The organism is Streptomyces sp. NPDC058620 (assembly GCF_042717135.1).
Lineage (GTDB): Bacteria > Actinomycetota > Actinomycetes > Streptomycetales > Streptomycetaceae > Streptomyces.
Genome location: NZ_JBHXQO010000001.1, coordinates 123,979 through 140,776, shown reverse-complemented (window position 1 = coordinate 140,776; position 16,798 = coordinate 123,979). Strand labels below are relative to the sequence as shown.

18 protein-coding genes are annotated in these 16,798 nt (G+C 72.3%); 10 read left to right on the top strand and 8 right to left on the bottom strand.

What is annotated here, in order from left to right; translation table 11 throughout:
- Window positions 1-19: 19 nt before the first annotated feature.
- The 3 genes from ACFWSK_RS00645 to ACFWSK_RS00635 all read right to left on the bottom strand — a co-directional run bounded on the left by ACFWSK_RS00645 (window position 20) and on the right by ACFWSK_RS00635 (window position 1,505).
- Window positions 20-361, bottom strand: a complete 342-nt coding sequence (locus tag ACFWSK_RS00645) for a YkvA family protein (protein ID WP_383779982.1) — start codon at window positions 359-361, stop codon at window positions 20-22.
- 82 nt (window positions 362-443) lie between these two features.
- Window positions 444-590: a hypothetical protein gene (locus tag ACFWSK_RS00640; RefSeq protein ID WP_383779979.1), complete on the bottom strand. Its 147-nt coding sequence runs from the start codon at window positions 588-590 to the stop codon at window positions 444-446.
- A gap of 78 nt (window positions 591-668) precedes the next feature.
- On the bottom strand, window positions 669-1,505 hold the full coding sequence (locus tag ACFWSK_RS00635) for a helix-turn-helix transcriptional regulator (RefSeq protein WP_383779977.1): 837 nt from the start codon (window positions 1,503-1,505) through the stop codon (window positions 669-671).
- 178 nt (window positions 1,506-1,683) lie between these two features.
- Here ACFWSK_RS00635 and ACFWSK_RS00630 point away from each other — a divergent pair, with 178 nt between their 5' ends.
- The gene (locus ACFWSK_RS00630; protein ID WP_383780768.1) at window positions 1,684-2,055 is read left to right on the top strand and encodes an ATP-binding protein; all 372 of its coding nucleotides are present in this window, start codon (window positions 1,684-1,686) and stop codon (window positions 2,053-2,055) included.
- A 66-nt stretch (window positions 2,056-2,121) separates the two neighbouring features.
- Here the strand turns inward: ACFWSK_RS00630 and ACFWSK_RS00625 are convergent, their stop codons facing one another.
- From ACFWSK_RS00625 to ACFWSK_RS00615, 3 genes are all read right to left on the bottom strand, one after another.
- Window positions 2,122-2,805 carry a ribonuclease H gene (locus tag ACFWSK_RS00625; RefSeq protein WP_383779974.1) on the bottom strand — a complete coding sequence of 228 codons (684 nt, stop codon included), beginning with the start codon at window positions 2,803-2,805 and terminating at the stop codon, window positions 2,122-2,124.
- A gap of 121 nt (window positions 2,806-2,926) precedes the next feature.
- Window positions 2,927-3,574 carry a DUF6629 family protein gene (locus ACFWSK_RS00620; RefSeq protein WP_383779972.1) on the bottom strand — a complete coding sequence of 216 codons (648 nt, stop codon included), beginning with the start codon at window positions 3,572-3,574 and terminating at the stop codon, window positions 2,927-2,929.
- A gap of 183 nt (window positions 3,575-3,757) precedes the next feature.
- On the bottom strand, window positions 3,758-4,255 hold the full coding sequence (locus ACFWSK_RS00615) for a peptidylprolyl isomerase (protein ID WP_383779970.1): 498 nt from the start codon (window positions 4,253-4,255) through the stop codon (window positions 3,758-3,760).
- A gap of 257 nt (window positions 4,256-4,512) precedes the next feature.
- Between ACFWSK_RS00615 and ACFWSK_RS00610 the strand changes: the two genes are divergently transcribed.
- Window positions 4,513-6,432, top strand: a complete 1,920-nt coding sequence (locus tag ACFWSK_RS00610) for an ABC transporter ATP-binding protein (RefSeq protein ID WP_383779968.1) — start codon at window positions 4,513-4,515, stop codon at window positions 6,430-6,432.
- Between the two features lie 103 nt (window positions 6,433-6,535).
- Window positions 6,536-7,546, top strand: coding sequence for a PHP domain-containing protein (locus ACFWSK_RS00605; RefSeq protein WP_383779964.1), 1,011 nt, complete (start codon window positions 6,536-6,538; stop codon window positions 7,544-7,546).
- Between the two features lie 33 nt (window positions 7,547-7,579).
- On the opposite strand, the gene ACFWSK_RS00600 is transcribed toward ACFWSK_RS00605, so the two are convergent.
- Window positions 7,580-7,990 (bottom strand): organic hydroperoxide resistance protein, encoded by a 411-nt coding sequence (locus ACFWSK_RS00600; protein WP_383779962.1) that lies wholly within the window; start codon window positions 7,988-7,990, stop codon window positions 7,580-7,582.
- Window positions 7,991-8,103: 113 nt separating this feature from the next.
- Between ACFWSK_RS00600 and ACFWSK_RS00595 the strand changes: the two genes are divergently transcribed.
- Complete coding sequence (locus ACFWSK_RS00595; RefSeq protein WP_383779960.1) at window positions 8,104-8,616, top strand: MarR family winged helix-turn-helix transcriptional regulator; 513 nt, start codon at window positions 8,104-8,106, stop codon at window positions 8,614-8,616.
- Window positions 8,617-8,784: 168 nt separating this feature from the next.
- On the opposite strand, the gene ACFWSK_RS00590 is transcribed toward ACFWSK_RS00595, so the two are convergent.
- Entirely contained in the window at window positions 8,785-9,480 is a 696-nt protein-coding gene (locus ACFWSK_RS00590) for a type 1 glutamine amidotransferase domain-containing protein (protein WP_383779958.1), read from the bottom strand.
- A gap of 466 nt (window positions 9,481-9,946) precedes the next feature.
- Between ACFWSK_RS00590 and ACFWSK_RS00585 the strand changes: the two genes are divergently transcribed.
- The 6 genes from ACFWSK_RS00585 (at window position 9,947) to ACFWSK_RS00560 (ending at window position 16,671) form a co-directional block, all read left to right on the top strand.
- Window positions 9,947-11,449, top strand: a complete 1,503-nt coding sequence (locus ACFWSK_RS00585; protein WP_383780766.1) for an ABC transporter substrate-binding protein — start codon at window positions 9,947-9,949, stop codon at window positions 11,447-11,449.
- Window positions 11,446-13,176, top strand: coding sequence for an ABC transporter permease subunit (locus ACFWSK_RS00580; protein WP_383779955.1), 1,731 nt, complete (start codon window positions 11,446-11,448; stop codon window positions 13,174-13,176). The genes ACFWSK_RS00585 and ACFWSK_RS00580 overlap by 4 nt, the downstream gene beginning before the upstream one ends.
- Window positions 13,166-14,104 (top strand): ABC transporter ATP-binding protein, encoded by a 939-nt coding sequence (locus tag ACFWSK_RS00575; protein ID WP_383779953.1) that lies wholly within the window; start codon window positions 13,166-13,168, stop codon window positions 14,102-14,104. Before ACFWSK_RS00580 ends, ACFWSK_RS00575 begins: the two co-directional genes overlap by 11 nt.
- Window positions 14,101-14,778, top strand: coding sequence for an ATP-binding cassette domain-containing protein (locus ACFWSK_RS00570; protein WP_383779951.1), 678 nt, complete (start codon window positions 14,101-14,103; stop codon window positions 14,776-14,778). Before ACFWSK_RS00575 ends, ACFWSK_RS00570 begins: the two co-directional genes overlap by 4 nt.
- 103 nt (window positions 14,779-14,881) lie before the next feature.
- Complete coding sequence (locus ACFWSK_RS00565; RefSeq protein ID WP_383779949.1) at window positions 14,882-15,793, top strand: ATP-binding cassette domain-containing protein; 912 nt, start codon at window positions 14,882-14,884, stop codon at window positions 15,791-15,793.
- Window positions 15,790-16,671 carry an ABC transporter permease gene (locus ACFWSK_RS00560; protein WP_383779946.1) on the top strand — a complete coding sequence of 294 codons (882 nt, stop codon included), beginning with the start codon at window positions 15,790-15,792 and terminating at the stop codon, window positions 16,669-16,671. Before ACFWSK_RS00565 ends, ACFWSK_RS00560 begins: the two co-directional genes overlap by 4 nt.
- The last annotated feature ends 127 nt before the right edge of the window (window positions 16,672-16,798 follow it).

The following is a 16,798-nucleotide window of genomic DNA, read 5'->3' as shown; positions in this document are numbered from 1 at the left end:
CGGGGACGGGTTCCTCCCGTCAGTGGCCGCCGGGCACCGAAAGGTTGCCGCCCCGGACCTCCTTGTGCGCGGCACGCGCTCCCGTCACCGCCGTTCCGGCCGTTCGCGCCGCGAGGTGCAGGGAGTGCAGGGCCAGCATCAGGAATCCGATGTCGTCGAGGTAGACGGGGTCAGGAAGCAGGTCGACCGGTGACACGGTGTAGATCACGGCGGCCCAGACCAGCGCCTTGTTGCGGAGCGGGATTCCCGCGTCGAGCAGCAGCTTCCTGGCCCGGAGCACCCGTACCAGGAGAACGGCGGCGACGCCCATGGTGAGCAGCACGAGCGCTGCCGCGAGGATGAGCCAGCCTTTGGTGTCCATGCCCCATCCTGTACCCGCGCGGTGCACGGATCACCGGCCGGGCCCCTTCCGGCCGCGTCGGCATGGTGCGCGGCGCGGCCGTTCAGCCCGGTGAACGGCGCAGGGCGAGCAGCGCCTGGTCGTCCTGGGGCCGGCCGCCGGTGTGGCGCCGCACGGCGGACGTCACCTCGGTCGGGGGCACCAGGTCGGGCACGACGGCGAGCACGATCACGCCGGCGGGGTTCTCCACTGGGCCTTCCTCTGCTGCACCACTCCCCCACGCCGGCCGTAACCGGCATGCGTCGCATCCCCGGAGCCGCCGGACCGGTCAGGCGACCGGCAGCGGGGTTCCCGGACGGGGTGCGGCGGCGCAGGCGGCGTCGATGCGGATGCGGTGGTTCATCACCGTGTCCGGGTCGTCGACGATGTCGACGCGGACTCCCGGGGTCTCCAGGATCGCCTGGTCCCCGATCTCGGGGGCGGACACCCGGAGCAGATGCAGGGGCGGCACACCGGTCAGGGCGTGCGGAGGATGATCGAGCGGCACCACCTGCACGGTGACGTGCGGCCGGTGCACGGCCTCGGCCAGCGCCTCCCGCTGTTCCTCCATCACCCGTCGGCCACCGACCCGGGTGTGTAATGCGGCGGCCGGGATCAGGGCCCACAGGGCGGCGCCGCGGTAGGACAGACGGCGCTGCCGCTCCCGCAGCAGCTCGACGCGGCGCTCACGCCGGGTGGCGTCACCGTCGGGGTGCAGCGCGCGGTCCAGGGCCTCGGCGTAGGCGGGGGTGCGCAGCAGTTCGGGTACGAGCGCGGGGTGCCAGGTCCGCACGAGGCCGGCCGAGGACTCCATGCCGATGACGTCCTGCTGCCAGGGCTCCATCGCGTCGCGCCACTGATGCCACCAGCCGGGCATGTTCGCGGCGCCGAGGCCCGCGATGATCGGCTCGGCGTCGGACTCCGAAACCCCGTAGCAGTCGAGGAGGAGGCGGACCTGGCGAGCGTCCAGTCCGGTCTCGGCCCGCTCGATGCGTCGTACCGTGGCCGGGTGCGCGTTCAGTGCCCGCGCCGCGTCGGTCAGGCTCAACCCCGCGCGTTCCCGCAGCAGCCGGAGCCGGACAGCGAGGACGCGATGCTCCACGGTGGGGCCGGATCGGGGTCTCATGCTCGTACTTTCCTCCAGGGCCCGACACGGAGCGCGGCACATTGTGTCGCTTGCAAAGTATGCCCTTTGCACCGAGAGTACATACATGTCGGAAATAGACACGTGCACGCCGCGAGCTCCCGAGGACGCGGGTAGCAGGCGTGCACAGAGCTGGTGGATACCCCGCGTCCCCCAAGGTGTGCCGGAGTCCCGGCGCCGGGTACAGGAGGCGATGCGTGACTGGGGGGAACCGGGCGACCGGATCGAGGCCGCGGCCCTGGTCGTGACCGAACTGGTCGCCAACGCCGTCCAGCACACCAACAGCCGCCGTATCCGGTGCCGGCTCCTCCGCTCGCACAGCGGGGTCCGCATCTGCGTATGGAACCGCGGCAGGGCCCGCATTCCGTCCCCCTCCCCACCGGGGGACCTGGCGATGGCCCCGTGCGGCGAGAGCCCTGACCCGGAGACCCTGCTGGAGGACGGCAGGGGCCTCCTGCTCGTAGACGCGCTGGCCGCCCGCTGGGGCACGAGCACAGGCGTCGCGGGCCGTCTGGTCTGGGCCGATATCTGACGGAGCCGGGCTTCCCCCCTCAGCCCCGGGGCTCCATGCCACCCACCACGGAACGGGCGCGCCGCTCTATGCGGGCGCGGTCCGGCACTCCGGGTGCCCCCAGCCGTTCGGATTCTTCGCGATCATGTCCTTCGCGGCGTACGGCTTGCCGCAGTGGCACCGTCCGGCGAACTTCGCCCGGATCGTGCCGGTGCGTGCGGCACCCTTGGTGGCCTTCGCCGACCCACTGTCGGTACGGACCTTCGCCGACCGGGCGGGAGCGGGTACCGGCAGATCGACGGCGCCGTGCGCCGTCCCCGCGGCCCGCTGGGTCACGGCGGCCTCGCTGGCGGCCTGGTCGGCGACCGCGTTGAGCGGGTCACCGCCCACCTGGTGCGCGGGAACATGGCGGAAGGTCACGCTCCGACCGCTGAGCAGGGCGTCGATACGCGTCACGAGCTCCTGGTTGGCGACGGGCTTGCCGCCCGAGGTCTTCCAGCCGTTGCGCTTCCAACCCGGCAGCCACTTCGTCACCGCGTTCAACGCGTACTGCGAATCCATGCGCACCTCGGCCGGCACGGCCGGATCGGTGGACTCCAGCAGCTCCGCCAGGGCGGTGAGCTCGGCGACGTTGTTGGTGGCGGTCCCGAGCGGCCCGGCCTCCCAGCGCTCCGGCCGCCCCTGCGCGTCGGCCACGACCCATGCCCAGGCGGCAGGCCCCGGATTCCCCTTCGACGCCCCGTCACACGCGGCGATGATGCACTCGTCCATACCCTTGATCATGCCAGCCCCGCAGCGGCTCGATTCCCCCGGGAAATCGCCTTGCCGCCGACCGTCATCCCCACGCCACGGCGAGCACACTGCTCGCAGTGGCCCGGCCCGGCTTCGGAGGTCAGCTCGTCGAGATGGACCTGCCGGCCGCACTCGCCTCCGGCGGGCCTCGGCGCACCCAGCCGAACAGGACCACCGAACAGACCGCCGCGAAGGCACACCAGGTGGAGATGAACTCCAGCCGCCACAGTGCCGCGCAGACCGCCGCGCCGACGGCGACGAGCACCCCCAGCGCCCGGAGCCACCGGTCGGCCGACAGCAGCAGTGAGCCGGCCGTGGCCAGGAGATAGCCGGTGACCAGCAGGGCCGAGTGCGGCAGGTCGAGTACGTAGCCGAGGGTGTGGCCGCGGATCTCGGCCGTCACGGGGCGGGTGAGCAGGCTGTACGAGAGGAACGCTGCGGTCAGCACGCCGGCCGCGAGTGGCACCGCCAGCCGGGTACGGGCCCGGGCCGGGGCCGCGCACAGCACTCCGGCCGGCACCCACAGGGCCAGCAGAGGGAGGGCGATCACCGCCCAGGCAATGGTGGCGGGGCCCGTACCGCCACCGGAGCGCCACACCACGGACTCGACGATCTGGTGGGTGCCGAGCAGCAGGGGGAGCGCGGCGAGCGTCAGGTCGCGGGCGCGGCGGGCGCGGGCCACACAGGCCGCGCCGATCACCACGATGGCGGTGCCGGCCACCAGATCGGCCGTCGCGCTCCAGCACATGTCGCCACCCCGGCCAGGAATCGAGCGAATCGGTCTCCGGTCGGCAACGCTACGGCTCCGTGGGCCCGGCGCCGGGGAGCCGCGAGGCGCGGCGCCGCCGCGGGGCCCCACGCACCGGAGCGCCCCGGCGGTGGATTCACCGGCGGGGCGCTCAAGGTCGAACAGGGTGACGCGGGGAACGGATCAGAGCTGACCGGACTCGGAGACCGCGATCTCGGCCTTGGTCTGGCCGCTGCGCGAGCCGTAGGACTCGATCTTGCGGACCAGGTCCATGCTGGCGTCGTCGGCGACCTCGCCGAAGACGACGTGCTTGCCGTCGAGCCACGGCGTCACCACGGTGGTGATGAAGAACTGCGAGCCGTTGCTGTTAGGGCCGGCGTTGGCCATCGACAGCAGACCCGGCTTGGTGTGCTTGAGCGTGAAGTTCTCGTCGGCGAACTTCTCGCCGTAGATGCTCTTGCCGCCGGTGCCGTTCTGGCGGGTGAAGTCGCCGCCCTGGAGCATGAAGTCCGGGATGACACGGTGGAACGGCGAGCCGGCGTAGCCGAATCCCTGTTCGCCCGTGGACAGCGCACGGAAGTTCTCAACCGTCTTGGGAGCGACGTCGTCGAAGAGGTTGAAGACGATCCGCCCGGCGGGCTTGCCGTCAATGGTGATGTCGAAGTAGGTCTTGATTGTCATGAAGCCATCCTGACACTCCCCGGCGCCTCCGGATGCACGGCACCCCCTCCGTCGACCCCTGGCACCTCGAACAGAGGTGGTCAGGGCCTCGGCGCGCGCGCCGCAGTCGGCGCGTCACGGAGGGTCTCATGGGCCGACTCGCAGGAACGGGTTGACCTCAAGCTTGCTTCAGGTCCTAGCGTTCAGTACGCACACCCCGGGGCCTCACCGGCCGACGGGTACCCGCGCGTCGCCCGACACCTTCCGGAGAGACCCTCATGAGCATGGAAATGACCGCGTGGTCGTCGCTGCACAGCGCGATGAACGCCCAGCAGGACCGGCGGCCCTTCTCCCGGGCGACGCTGCGCCGCATCGCCTCCTTCGCCCGCCCGCACCGGCGGCGGATCTACCGCTTCCTGGCGCTCAGCGTGGTCACCGCGCTCCTGGCGGTCGCCACGCCCGTGCTGGCAGGGAATGTCGTCGACGCGATCATCCAGGGCCGGGACACCGGCGTGGTCGCCCGCCTCGCGGCGCTCATCGCGCTCATCGCCGTGGCCGAGGCGGGCCTCGGACTGCTCACCCGGTGGCTGTCGGCCGGACTCGGCGAGGGACTGATCCTCGATCTGCGTACGGCGGTCTTCGACCACGTGCAGCGGATGCCGATCGCCTTCTTCACCCGGACCCGGACCGGCGCGCTCGTCAGCCGGCTCAACAACGATGTCATCGGGGCGCAGCGGGCCTTCAGCAACACGCTGTCCGGCGTCGTCTCCAACCTGGTCACCCTGCTGCTGACGCTCGCCGTCATGCTCAGCATCTCCTGGCAGATCACGCTGCTCGCCCTCGTCCTGCTGCCGGTGTTCGTCGTCCCGGCCCGCAGGATGGGCTCCAGGATGGCCGGGCTGCAGCGTGAGGCCGCGCACCACAACGCCGCCATGGGCACACAGATGACGGAGCGTTTCTCCGCCCCGGGCGCGACCCTCGTGAAGCTCTTCGGACGCCCCGCCGACGAGTCGGCGGAGTTCGCCGCCCGGGCCGACCGGGTACGTGACATCGGGGTCCGTACGGCCATGGCCCAGTCCACCTTCATCACGGCCCTGACCCTGGTGTCCGCCCTGGCGCTCGCGCTGGTCTACGGGCTCGGTGGGTACTACGCGCTGCGCGGCACGCTCGACCCGGGCGCGATCGTCGCCCTCGCGCTGCTGCTGACCCGTCTCTACGCACCCCTGACCGCACTGGCCGGAGCCCGCGTCGAGGTGATGAGTGCCCTGGTCAGCTTCGAGCGGGTCTTCGAGATCCTGGACCTGAAGCCGCTGATCGCCGAGAAGCCCGATGCCCGCCGGGTGCCGGACGGCCCGGTGTCCGTGGAGTTCGACGGGGTCTCCTTCGGCTACCCGTCCGCCGACAAGGTCTCGCTCGCCTCGCTCGAAGACGTGGCGACGCTCGACTCCCGCGAGGGCACGGAGGTCCTGCACGACGTCTCCTTCCGCGCCGAGCCCGGCCGGATGGTCGCCCTGGTCGGTTCCTCCGGAGCCGGTAAGTCCACGATCGCGCAGCTGCTCCCCCGGCTCTACGACACCGACGCCGGTTCCGTACGGCTGAACGGCGTCGACGTACGCGATCTCACCGGTGACTCGATCCGCGAAACCCTCGGCATGGTCACCCAGGACGGGCACCTGTTCCACGAATCCGTCCGCGCCAATCTGCTGCTCGCCCGGCCGGACGCCGCCGAGGACGACATCTGGGACGCCCTGCGCCGCTCCCGGCTCGATGGTCTGGTCGCCTCGCTGCCCGAGGGGCTCGACACGGTCGTCGGCGAACGCGGTTACCGGCTCTCGGGCGGGGAACGCCAGCGGCTGACCATCGCCCGGCTGCTCCTGGCCCGCCAGCGGGTGGTGATCCTCGACGAGGCGACGGCCCATCTCGACTCGACCTCCGAAGCGGCCGTGCAGGAGGCTCTGGCCGAGGCGCTGGAGGGCCGGACCGCCGTGGTGATCGCCCACCGCCTGTCGACGGTACGGGCCGCCGATCTGATCCTGGTCGTCGAGGAGGGCCGGATCGTGGAACGCGGAACCCACACCGAACTGCTCGCCGCGGGCGGCAGGTACGAGCAGCTTTACCGCACCCAGTTCGAGCGCCCCGAGTCGGAGGAGGCACGGCCCGGAGAGTCACGGCCGGAAGACGCACAGCCCGTCGGCTGAGCCGCGCCGGGTCCCGCACCAGGCTTCCGCGGCTTCGCTGTGCGGACGGGGCGGGACTCGGCGAAGCTGGTGGCAGACCCTGGGACCGTCCTCGGAGGTGCTGATGGAGCCGGTGAGCGCGCTGCGCCGGATCGCGTTCCTGCTGGAGCGGTCACAGGCGGAGACGTACCGGGTGAAGGCGTTCCGCAGGGCGGCCGACGCGATCGCGGCGATCACGGCGGACGACCTCGCGGTGCTGGTGACGCACGGGTCGCTGGAGTCGGTGAACGGCATCGGGCCGAAGACGGCCCAGGTGATCCGTGAGGCCCAGGGCGGAGAGGTTCCGCGGTATCTGGACCGGCTGGAGACGGAGGCCGCCGCCCCGCTGACGGAGGGCGGCGAAGCGCTCCGCGCCGCGCTGCGGGGCGACTGTCATATGCACTCGGACTGGTCGGACGGCGGAAGCGCGATCGAGGACATGGGCCGTGCGGCACAGGAACTGGGCCACGAGTGGGCGGTCCTGACCGACCACTCCCCACGGCTGACCGTGGCCAACGGGCTGTCGCCCGAGCGACTGCGCAGGCAACTGGCCGAGGTGGCCGAGCTCAATGAGCGGTGGGCGCCGTTCCGGCTGCTCACCGGAATCGAGTGCGACATCCTGGCGGACGGCTCGCTCGACCAGGAGCCGGAGCTGCTGGAGCAGCTGGACGTGGTCGTCGCGTCCGCCCACTCCAAACTGCGGATGGACACCGGTGCGATGACCCGCCGCCTGGTCGCGGCGGTCCGCAACCCGCATACGGACATCCTCGGGCACTGCACCGGGCGCCTGCTCTCCGGCCGTAAGCGGCCGGAGTCCGAGTTCGACGCGGACCAGGTCTTCGCTGCCTGCGCGGAGGCCGGCACGGCTGTGGAGATCAACAGCCGCCCCGAACGGCTCGACCCGCCCCGGCGCCTGCTGAGGCAGGCCGTCGAGGCGGGTGTGCTGTTCTCGGTCGACACCGACGCGCACGCCCCTGGGCAGCTCACCTGGCAGATCTACGGCTGTGCGCGCGCGGAGGAGTGCGGGGTGCCCGCGGAACGGGTCGTCACGTCGTGGAGCGCCGACGAGCTGCTGGCCTGGACCAGCGGGTCATGAGCGTCTGGTGAGGCGACGAAGCGTCAATGACGCCTACTCGATGACGAGTTCGACCTCGATGTTGCCTCGGGTGGCCTTGGAGTAGGGGCAGTAGGCGTGCGTGGCCTCGACCAGCTTGCGGCCCGTCTCGCCCTCCAGGGCTTCCGGCAGCTCGACCCGCATGACGACCGAGAGACCGAAGCCCGTGTCGTCCTTGCCGATCGAGACCTCGGCCGTCACGGAGACGTCCTTGGTGTCCACCTTCATCTCGCGGCCGACCGCTTGCATCGCACTGGCGAAACAGGCGGCGTACCCGGCGGCGAACAGCTGCTCGGGGTTGGTGCCCTTGCCGTTGCCCCCGAGTGCCGGCGGCAGCGCCAGAGCGAGGTCGATCTGACCGTCCGAGCTCACGGCCCGGCCCTCTCGGCCGTTGGCGGTGGCGGCAGCGGTGTAGAGCGCGTCCATGGAATGACCTTCTTTCCTGTCGCGGTGACCGGCCCGGTCACCCCTCCCCCAAAGAGTTGCACACAATTCAATTGTGCACAACTAAATCGGGCGCAAGGAGATACCCTGGTCCCATGACCCCTTCGCCGACCCCCGTCGCCGGTCCGCCCGACCCGCACCGCACCGCTTCCGGGCTGCCGGATGCGGAACTGCTGCGCCTGGACCACCAGGTCTGCTTCTCCCTGCACGCCGCGTCCCGCGCGTTCGGCGGGGTGTACCGGGAGGCGCTGAAGGATCTGGGCCTCACCTACCCCCAGTACCTGGCCATGCTGGTGCTGTGGGAGCACGGACCGCAGCGGGTGAAGGCGATCGGCGAGCGCCTTCACCTCGATTCCGGGACGCTGTCCCCGCTGCTGAAGAGGCTGGAGTCGGCCGGACTGGTCGTCCGCGGCCGCAGCCCGCAGGACGAACGCTCCGTGACCGTCCGTCTCACGGATGCCGGCGCGGAACTGCGCGAACGGGCCGTGGCGGTTCCGCACAGGATTCTCGACGCCACCGGGCTTTCGGTGCCGGAGGTCATCGCCCTGCAAGAAGTGCTCGGGCGGCTCACCGCGTCCCTGGACGGACCGGGCCGGGGCGCCGGCTGAACGCCGCCGCCGACGGCGGTGGCGTTCAGGGGTGGGGTCAGACGGCCTCGGCGAGCGCCGTGAGCTTCCGGTGTCCGGTGCCTGTACGTACGCGGCACGCCGGGCACTCGCGAGCGCGGGTGCCCGGCGTGGCGGGACATCTGTCGTGCACGGCGTGGAGCGCCGGGGTCAGCCCAGCTTCTTGAGCAGTTCGGCCGCGAGCGGAGCCGAGGAGGCCGGGTTCTGGCCGGTGACCAGATTGCGGTCAACGATCAGGTACGGGGCCCACGGCTCGCCCTCCTGGAAGTCCGCGCCGAACTCGACCAGGCGGTCCTGGAGCAGCCACTTCGCCTTGTCCGCGAACCCGGCCTGCGCCTCTTCCGCGTTGGTGAAGCCCGTCAGCCGGTACCCGGCGAACGGGTTCGTGCCGTCCTCCTTCCGCGCCGCGAGCAGCGCGGCCGGGCCGTGGCAGACGACGCCGAGGGGCTTGCCGGACTCCAGTGCCCGTGTCAGCAGACCGCCGGCGACCGGATCGACGGCGAGGTCCTCCATGGGGCCGTGTCCGCCGGGGCAGAAGACCGCGGCGTAGTCGTCCAGATCCACGTCGTCCAGCGGGATCGGGTGCCGGAGCTCGCTGAAGGAGCCGAGGACACCCGCGACCCGGTCGGCGCCTTCCTGGCCGCCGTTGAACTCGGGGGCCAGGCTGCGCTGGTCCACCGTCGGCACGGTGCCGCCCGGGGTGGCGACGACGACCTCGTGGCCCGCGGCCTTGAACGCCTCGTAGGGGGCCGCGGCCTCCTCGGCCCAGAAGCCCGTCGGCTGCTTCGTGCCGTCCGACAGCGTCCACTGGTCCGCGCCCGTCACTACGAACAGAATCTTCGACATCTCGCTCTTCTCCGAGGGCGGGCCCGGCCGGGCCCGGAGGGTTGGTTCCGGTCCACGCGCGCCGCAGCCCCCGGTCGCCGGCGCTTCGGACACGCCTGCGAAGTGCGGCTGCCAGTACGGCGCTATATCGACGGTAGGCCGATACCCAATACGTAACAACCAGGACATCGGCCGTTCACCGCCGGATACCCCGAACCGCCGTACGCCCCTTGCGCCCCGGGCACGGCGCCGCAGCAGGCATTCGGGGCCGGCGCCGTCGAGGAGGCGTCGAGTGCGGTCAGGCCCTGCGCGCTTCGAGTCCTGGACGGCCCGCACCGGTGCGGGCGGGCAGGAGAGCCCCCACCCCGCGCCTCGGGCACCCGCGAACAGCCACACAGAGCACGTTACTGAACATGATTGTCATAATGCTAGGGTCGGTGCGTCGGCTTCACCCACTCCTCGCATCCCGTAGGGGACACCCTTGCGCCTGCTCGAAAACTCCCGCATATCCCGTCGGGGCCTCCTGTCCACGATCGGTCTGAGTACGGCGGCGGCGCTGCTCACCGGCTGCTTCGCCGCGGCCGGCCCCTCCCCCGGCGGCGGTGACGCCCGGTTGCGCGTCGCGATGATGCAGCCGCCGCGCGCGGGTCTCTCCCCGCTGACGGACGACGCGTTCAAGCTCTCGCGCTGGTCCACCGCCGAGACCCTGACCCGTCTGGACGCCGACGGCAACGCCCGGCCTGCCCTCGCCACCGCCTGGCAACAGAGCGGCAGGGACTGGGCGTTCACCCTCCGTGAGGGCGTCACGTTCCACGACGGGACCGGCTTCACCGCGCCCTCCGTCGTGAAGTCCCTGACCGTTGCCGCCACCGCTTCACCCAAGCCGCGCATTCTCGACGGCGTCGCGCTCACCGTCCGCGCCACCGGTCCCCGCACGGTCACGGTCACCACCGCCAAGGCCGATCCGCTGGTCCCCCAGCGACTCAGCTCCCCGCAGCTCTCGATCCTCGCCGCCAAGGCGTACCGGGGCAGGACCGTCAGCCCGGTGGGCGCGGGCACGGGCCCGTTCGAGCTCGTCGCGGTGGGCGGCACCACAACGGCGACGCTCGACCGCTACGACCGCTACTGGGGCGGCCGGGCGAAGGCGGCCGGTATCGACGTGAGGTTCGTGCCCGACGGCACCGCACGGGCGGCCGCGCTGCGCAGCGGCGAGGCCGACATCGTGGAGGCCGTCCCCGTCTCGCAGGCGCGCCTCCTGGACGCGAAGCTGATCCACGAGGTGCCGATGCCGCGCACCAACACCCTGTACCTGAACACGGGGACGGGGCCTTTCAAGGACGCGCGCGTACGGGCGGCGGCTCGCGCGGCCGTCGACGCGGAGCAGATCGTGAAGAGTGTGTACGAGGGCAGGGCCGACGTCGCCGAAGGACTCCTCGGGCCGGCGCTCCCCTGGGCCGCGAAGCTGCGCGAGGAGCCCGTGCGGACGGCGGCCGGTGATCCGGGGGGCGCCGAGATCACGATCGGCACGTTCACCGACCGGGCCGAGCTGCCCGAGGTCGCCCAGATCCTCCAACAGCAGCTCCAGGCCGCGGGTTTCCGGGTGAAGCTGGAAGTACGCGAGTACGCCAACATCGAAGCAGACGCCCTCGCGGGGAAGTTCGACGCGTTCGTTCTGTCGCGGGCCACCGTCCTGGACTCCGGGGACCCGGCGGCGTACCTGTACAGCGACTTCGCGGGCGAGGGCTCCTTCAATCTCGCGCAGCTCGCCGACCCCGTCGTCGACAAGGCGCTGACCACCGCGTCGCAGACCCGGACCGGTGAGGCCAGGCGCACGGCGGTCATGGCCGCCGAGGCGGCCGTACTCGCCACGGACGCCGCCGTGCCGATGCTGCACGAGCGGGTCGTCCAGGGCGACGCGGCGGGCGTCACGGGCGCGGCCCACGACCCGCGTGAGCGCGAACTCGTCACGATCCACACGCACATCAAGTGAGGACGGCACTCACACGGGCGGCCGGGCTGGCCGCCGTACTCGCTCTCGTCGGACTGCTGCCCTGGCTGTCCGGCAAGGACCCGGCGCTCAGTCTGCTGCGGGCCAGGTCGGCGGAGCAGGAGCCGACCGCCGAGGCGCTGAACGCCATCCGCGACGATCTCGGGCTCGACGCGGGGCCGCTCGGGCTGCTGGGGCACTGGGCGGCCGGGCTGATCCGCGGCGACCTGGGTGTCTCGTGGGTGTCCGGCGCGGAGGTCCTGCCTTCGGTGACGGCCGGTCTCCAGGTGTCACTGGCGCTGATGGGCGCGTCCCTGGCCGTCGCTCTGCTGGTGGGATCGGCTCTGGCCCTGCCGGTCCTGGTACGCGGCCGGGGCACCGCCGGGGCGTTCGGCGCGATGCTCGCCGCCGTCCCCGAGTACCTGGTCGCCCTGCTGCTGCTCGTCGTCGCCGGGGTGTGGCTGGGCTGGTTCCCCACGTCCGGCTGGGCCGGGCCCGCGCACATGGTCCTCCCCGCGCTCGCGCTCGGCATTCCGGCCGGAGCGCTGCTCGGCCGGCTGGTCGCCGACGCGCTGCCGGACGCGCTCGACGAACGCTGGGTGGAGCTGTGGCGTGGCGCGGGCGTCGGCCGGTGTGCCATCACCGATGCCGCTCTGCGCCGCGTGCTGCCGCCCCTGGTCCCCCAGTTCGGCATGGCCGCGGTCGGCCTGACCGGCGGCGCGGTCGCCGTCGAAACGGTCTTCGCGGTCCCGGGACTCGGCCGCACCGCCCTCGGCGCGGCCAGGTCCCAGGATCTGCCGCTGCTTCAGGGAGCCGTCCTGGCCCTGCTGGCGCTCGGGCTCCTGGTGGGCGTGGTGTCGGCAGCCGTACGCGCGCAGCTGCTCGGTCCCGCGCTGCGCGACGCGGCTCTGACCCTGCCCGCGGCCCGTCCGGTACGGGTCTCCCCCGCCGTGCCGGTCGCTCTGGGCACCCTGCTGGCCGGAGTGACCGGCTGGGGTCTGCTGCGTGATCCGTACGTCATCGACACCACCGCCAGGCTGACGGCGCCGTCCTGGTCACACCCCCTGGGCACCGACGCCCTCGGCCGTGACGTACTGGCCCGGCTGGGGCACGGCGCCGGCTCGACGGTCGGCACGGCAGCGGCCGTCTGCCTCCTCGGACTGGTCATCGGGCTCGCTCTCGGCTTCCTGCCGAACGCCGCGACCGGCCTGGCCGATGTCGCCAACGCGCTGCCGCCGGTGATCGTCGGCATTCTGGTGGCGGCGGCGACGGGCCCCGGCGCGGGGGGCGCCGCACTCGCCGTCGCGCTGATCTCCTGGCCGCCACTGGCCGCGCACGCCGCCGCCCTCACCCAGGAGGTACGCGCCTCGTCGTTCCTGTCGGCGCAGAAGGCGATCGGGGCGAGCCCGGCCCGGATCATGGTCCGCCATGTCCTGCCGTCGGTGGCCGCCCCGGTCGCCCGGCACGCGGTCCTGCGTCTGCCCGGCATCGCGCTGGCTCTGGCCTCGCTCGGTTTCCTCGGTCTCGGCGCCCAGCCGCCGTCCCCCGACTGGGGCCTCCTGCTGGACGAGTCCGCCGACTACATCGAGCGGGCTCCTGTCGCGGCGCTCGCCCCCGCGGTCACGCTGGCGCTTCTCGCCGCGCTCGCCGTGTCCCTGTCGGCATACACACAGCGCGGCAGGACTCGCCGCACACCCGTCCGGAAGGAAGCGGTTCCCGTTGCCGTCTGATCCTCTGCTGTCGGTCCGCGATCTGAGCGTGGACTTCGGCGGCGTACCGGCCCTGAGCGGCCTCTCGTTCGATGTCGCGCCGGGTGAAGTCCTCGCCCTGGTGGGTGAGTCGGGGGCCGGGAAGTCGGTGACCGCGCGCGCCCTTCTCGGCATGAATCCGCGCGGGGCCGCGGTCTCCGGGAGCGTGCTGCTGCGCGGCGCACCCGTCACCGCGGCCGACTGGGGCCGGCGTATCGCGCTCGTCCCCCAGGACGCGTTGTCCGCGCTCTCGCCCGTCCACCCGGTCGGCGAGCAACTGGCCCTGGCCGTACGGTCCGTACAGGGCCTGTCCCGGAAGGACGCGCGGTCGCGGGCGCGGTCCGCGCTGGAGGAGGTCGGCATTCCGGCCGCGCGGGCGTCCGCCCACCCCCATGAGCTCTCGGGCGGCATGCGCCAGCGCGCCGTGATCGCGATGGCCATGGTCAACCGTCCGGAACTGGTCGTCGCCGACGAGCCGACCACTGCCCTCGATCCGGAGACCCAGGACAAGGTCCTCGCCGTCCTGCGTGAACGGTGCGCGGCGACCGGGGCGTCCCTCGTGCTGGTCACCCACGACCTCGGTGCCGTAGGAACACATGCCGGCCGTATGGCCGTCCTGTACGCGGGGCGGCAGGTCGAGTACGGCCCGGTGGACCTGATTCTCGGACGGCCGCTCGCCCCGTACACCGAAGGTCTCCTCGCGTGCCTGCCCACCGCCGGCACACCCCGCAAATCCCGGCTGCCCACCATCCCGGGGCGGCCGCCCGCACCCGGCACCGTCCCGGCGGGCTGTGCCTTCGCGCCCCGCTGCCGGTACGCCACCGGCCGCTGCCACACCGAACGGCCCGCGCCGCGCACCGTCGGCGGGCGCGAGGTTGCCTGTCATCTCGATCACCTGGAGTCCGTATGAGCCCGCTGCTCGATGTCCGCGAGCTGGTCGTGCGCTACGGAACGGTCACCGCGGTCGACGGTGTCTCCTTCCGGGTGGACGCCGGCGAGACGGTGGGGCTGATCGGTCCGTCCGGCTGCGGTAAGTCGTCCACCGCCGCCGCCGTCCTGCACCTGCGCCGGCCGCACAGCGGTGACATCCGGTTCCGGGGGACGGAACTGACCTCGCTGAGCGAGCGGGCGCTGCGCGCGGTCCGGCCGCGCATCCAGCCCGTGTTCCAGGACCCGTACGGTTCGCTCAGTCCCCGTCGGCGGATTCGCGACCAGGTCGCCGAACCGCTCCGTGCCCAGGGCCGGTGGTCGGCCGCCACCGGTCCCGGCCGGGTCGCCGAACTCCTCTCCCTGGTCGGTCTGGACGACGCACACGGCGGGCGGCTCCCCCACGAGCTGTCCGGCGGACAGTGCCAGCGCGCGGGAATCGCCCGCGCGCTGGCGAGCGATCCCGAGCTCCTGATCCTGGACGAGCCGGTGTCGGCCCTCGATCCTTCGATGCGCGCCGGCATCCTCAACCTCCTGCTCGAACTGCAGGAGACCCGGGGACTCGGCTACCTCTTCATCTGCCACGACATGGCGGCGGTACGGCACTTCAGCGACCGGGTCCTGACGATGCGCGACGGCAGGCTGACCGCGTCGTGAAGCTTCTGGGCCCGGAGGCGTAGGCCCCCGGGCCACGGGCTCCGTCCCAGGTGTGGCCCGTGTGCCGATGCCGTGCGGGCACTCCCCGCGGCACCGTGGGGTGGTGATCGAAGTCAACGAACTGACGAAGCGATACGGCGCCACCACCGCCGTCAACGGTCTGACCTTCACCGTCCGCCCCGGCCATGTCACGGGGTTCCTCGGCCCGAACGGCGCCGGCAAGTCCACCACGCTGCGGATGATCCTCGGCCTGAACGACCCCAGCAGCGGCACCGTCACCGTGGACGGTCAGCCGTTCCGCGGGCGCCGGCGCGGGCTGCGGCACGTCGGAGCGCTGCTCGACGCCCACGACGTGCACGGCGGTCGCAGCGCCCTGGCGCATCTGTCCGCGCTGGCACACAGCAACGGACTGCCCCGGCGCCGCGTGGACGAAGTCCTGGAGGAGGTCGGGCTGGCCACCGCCGCCCGGCGCCGCATCGCGGGGTTCTCGCTGGGGATGAAGCAGCGGCTGGGCGTCGCCGCCGCGCTGCTCGGTGACCCACCCGTCCTGTTGTTCGACGAGCCCCTCAACGGGCTGGACCCGGAGGGCGTGCTGTGGGTGCGCGGCCTCTTCCGCCGACTGGCCGCCGAGGGCCGTACGGTGCTGGTCTCCAGCCATCTCATGGGCGAGATGGAGCACACGGCACAGGAACTGATCGTCATCGGCCGGGGTGAACTGATCGCCGCGGAGAGCCTGTCGGCGTTCGCGGCCCGCGGCACCCGGCTGAGCGTGACCGTCCGTACGCCCGCCGCCGACCGTCTGACGTCCGTCCTCACCGGGGAGGGGGCGGCCGTCCGCCGCGAGGACGACGGCTCGTGCACGGTGACCGGCCTGAGCGCCGGCCGCATCGGTGAACTCGCCCACCACCACCGCGTCCTGCTGCACGAACTCGCCCCACGGGCCGCCTCCCTGGAAGCGGCTTTCATGGGGCTCACCGCCGACAGCGTCGAGTACGGCGCGGGAGAGAGCCGATGACCACACAGACGGTGTCCGGGCCGAAGGCGTACACGCCTGCCCTCGACGTCCCCGCCCGGTTCCGCGACCTCCTGACCGCCGAGTGGATCAAGCTGTGGTCGCTGCGCTCCACGTACTGGGTCCTCGGGACCGGTCCCCTGGCCGTGCTCGGGATCAACGTGAACTCCGCCCTGTCCAACGCCGACCGGCTGGCGCACCAGCCCGAACTGCCACCCCCTCCGCCACCCGGATTCCCCGCCAGGCCCGAGATGCTGTTCGACGCCATGTCGACCGCTTTCGTCGACCCGGCCTGGCAGCTCCTCATGGTCCTCGCCGGAACCGTCGGCGCCCTCGCGGTCTTCGGCGAGTACACCACCGGGCTGATCCGCACCACCTTCGCCGCGGTCCCGGCCCGGGCAGCGGTGATGGCGGCCAGGGCGAGCGTCCTGACCGTGGTCATGCTCGTCCTCGGCACGGTCGTCGCCGGGGCCTCGTTCGGCGTGACGCAGGCGATCCTGCGGGATCATCACGGCCTGTCCATCGGTGACCCCGGGGCCCTGCGGGCCGTCGTCGCGTCCGCGCTGCTCGCCCCGGTGTGCGCCCTCATCGGTATGGCATTCGGCGCCCTCGTACGGCACGCCGCGGGCGCCGTCGTCGCGGTCGTCGGCGTGCTCCTCCTGCTGCCGGCGCTCTTCCTGGGCGAGACCTACCGGTGGGTCAAGGAGATCGGCAACGCGATGCCGCTCACCTCGTGGCAGGCCCTCGTCCAGAATCCGGCCCGGGACTACAACCCCGACACCTACCCGGTGCCGGTCACCGAGGCGTGGATCGTGTTCGGGGCGTGGTCGCTCGTCGCGGTGGCCGTCGCCGTGGCGGTCGTCCATCGTCGTGATGTGTGAGCGGTACGGAACCGGGGGCGATGACGGCGGACCGGGGGCGGGGGGGGGCGGGGCCCCGGGGGCGCCCCCCCCCCCCCCGCGAGTAAAAAAAAAAGTAGCAGCCGACCCAATTTTTTGGGTTTTTAGA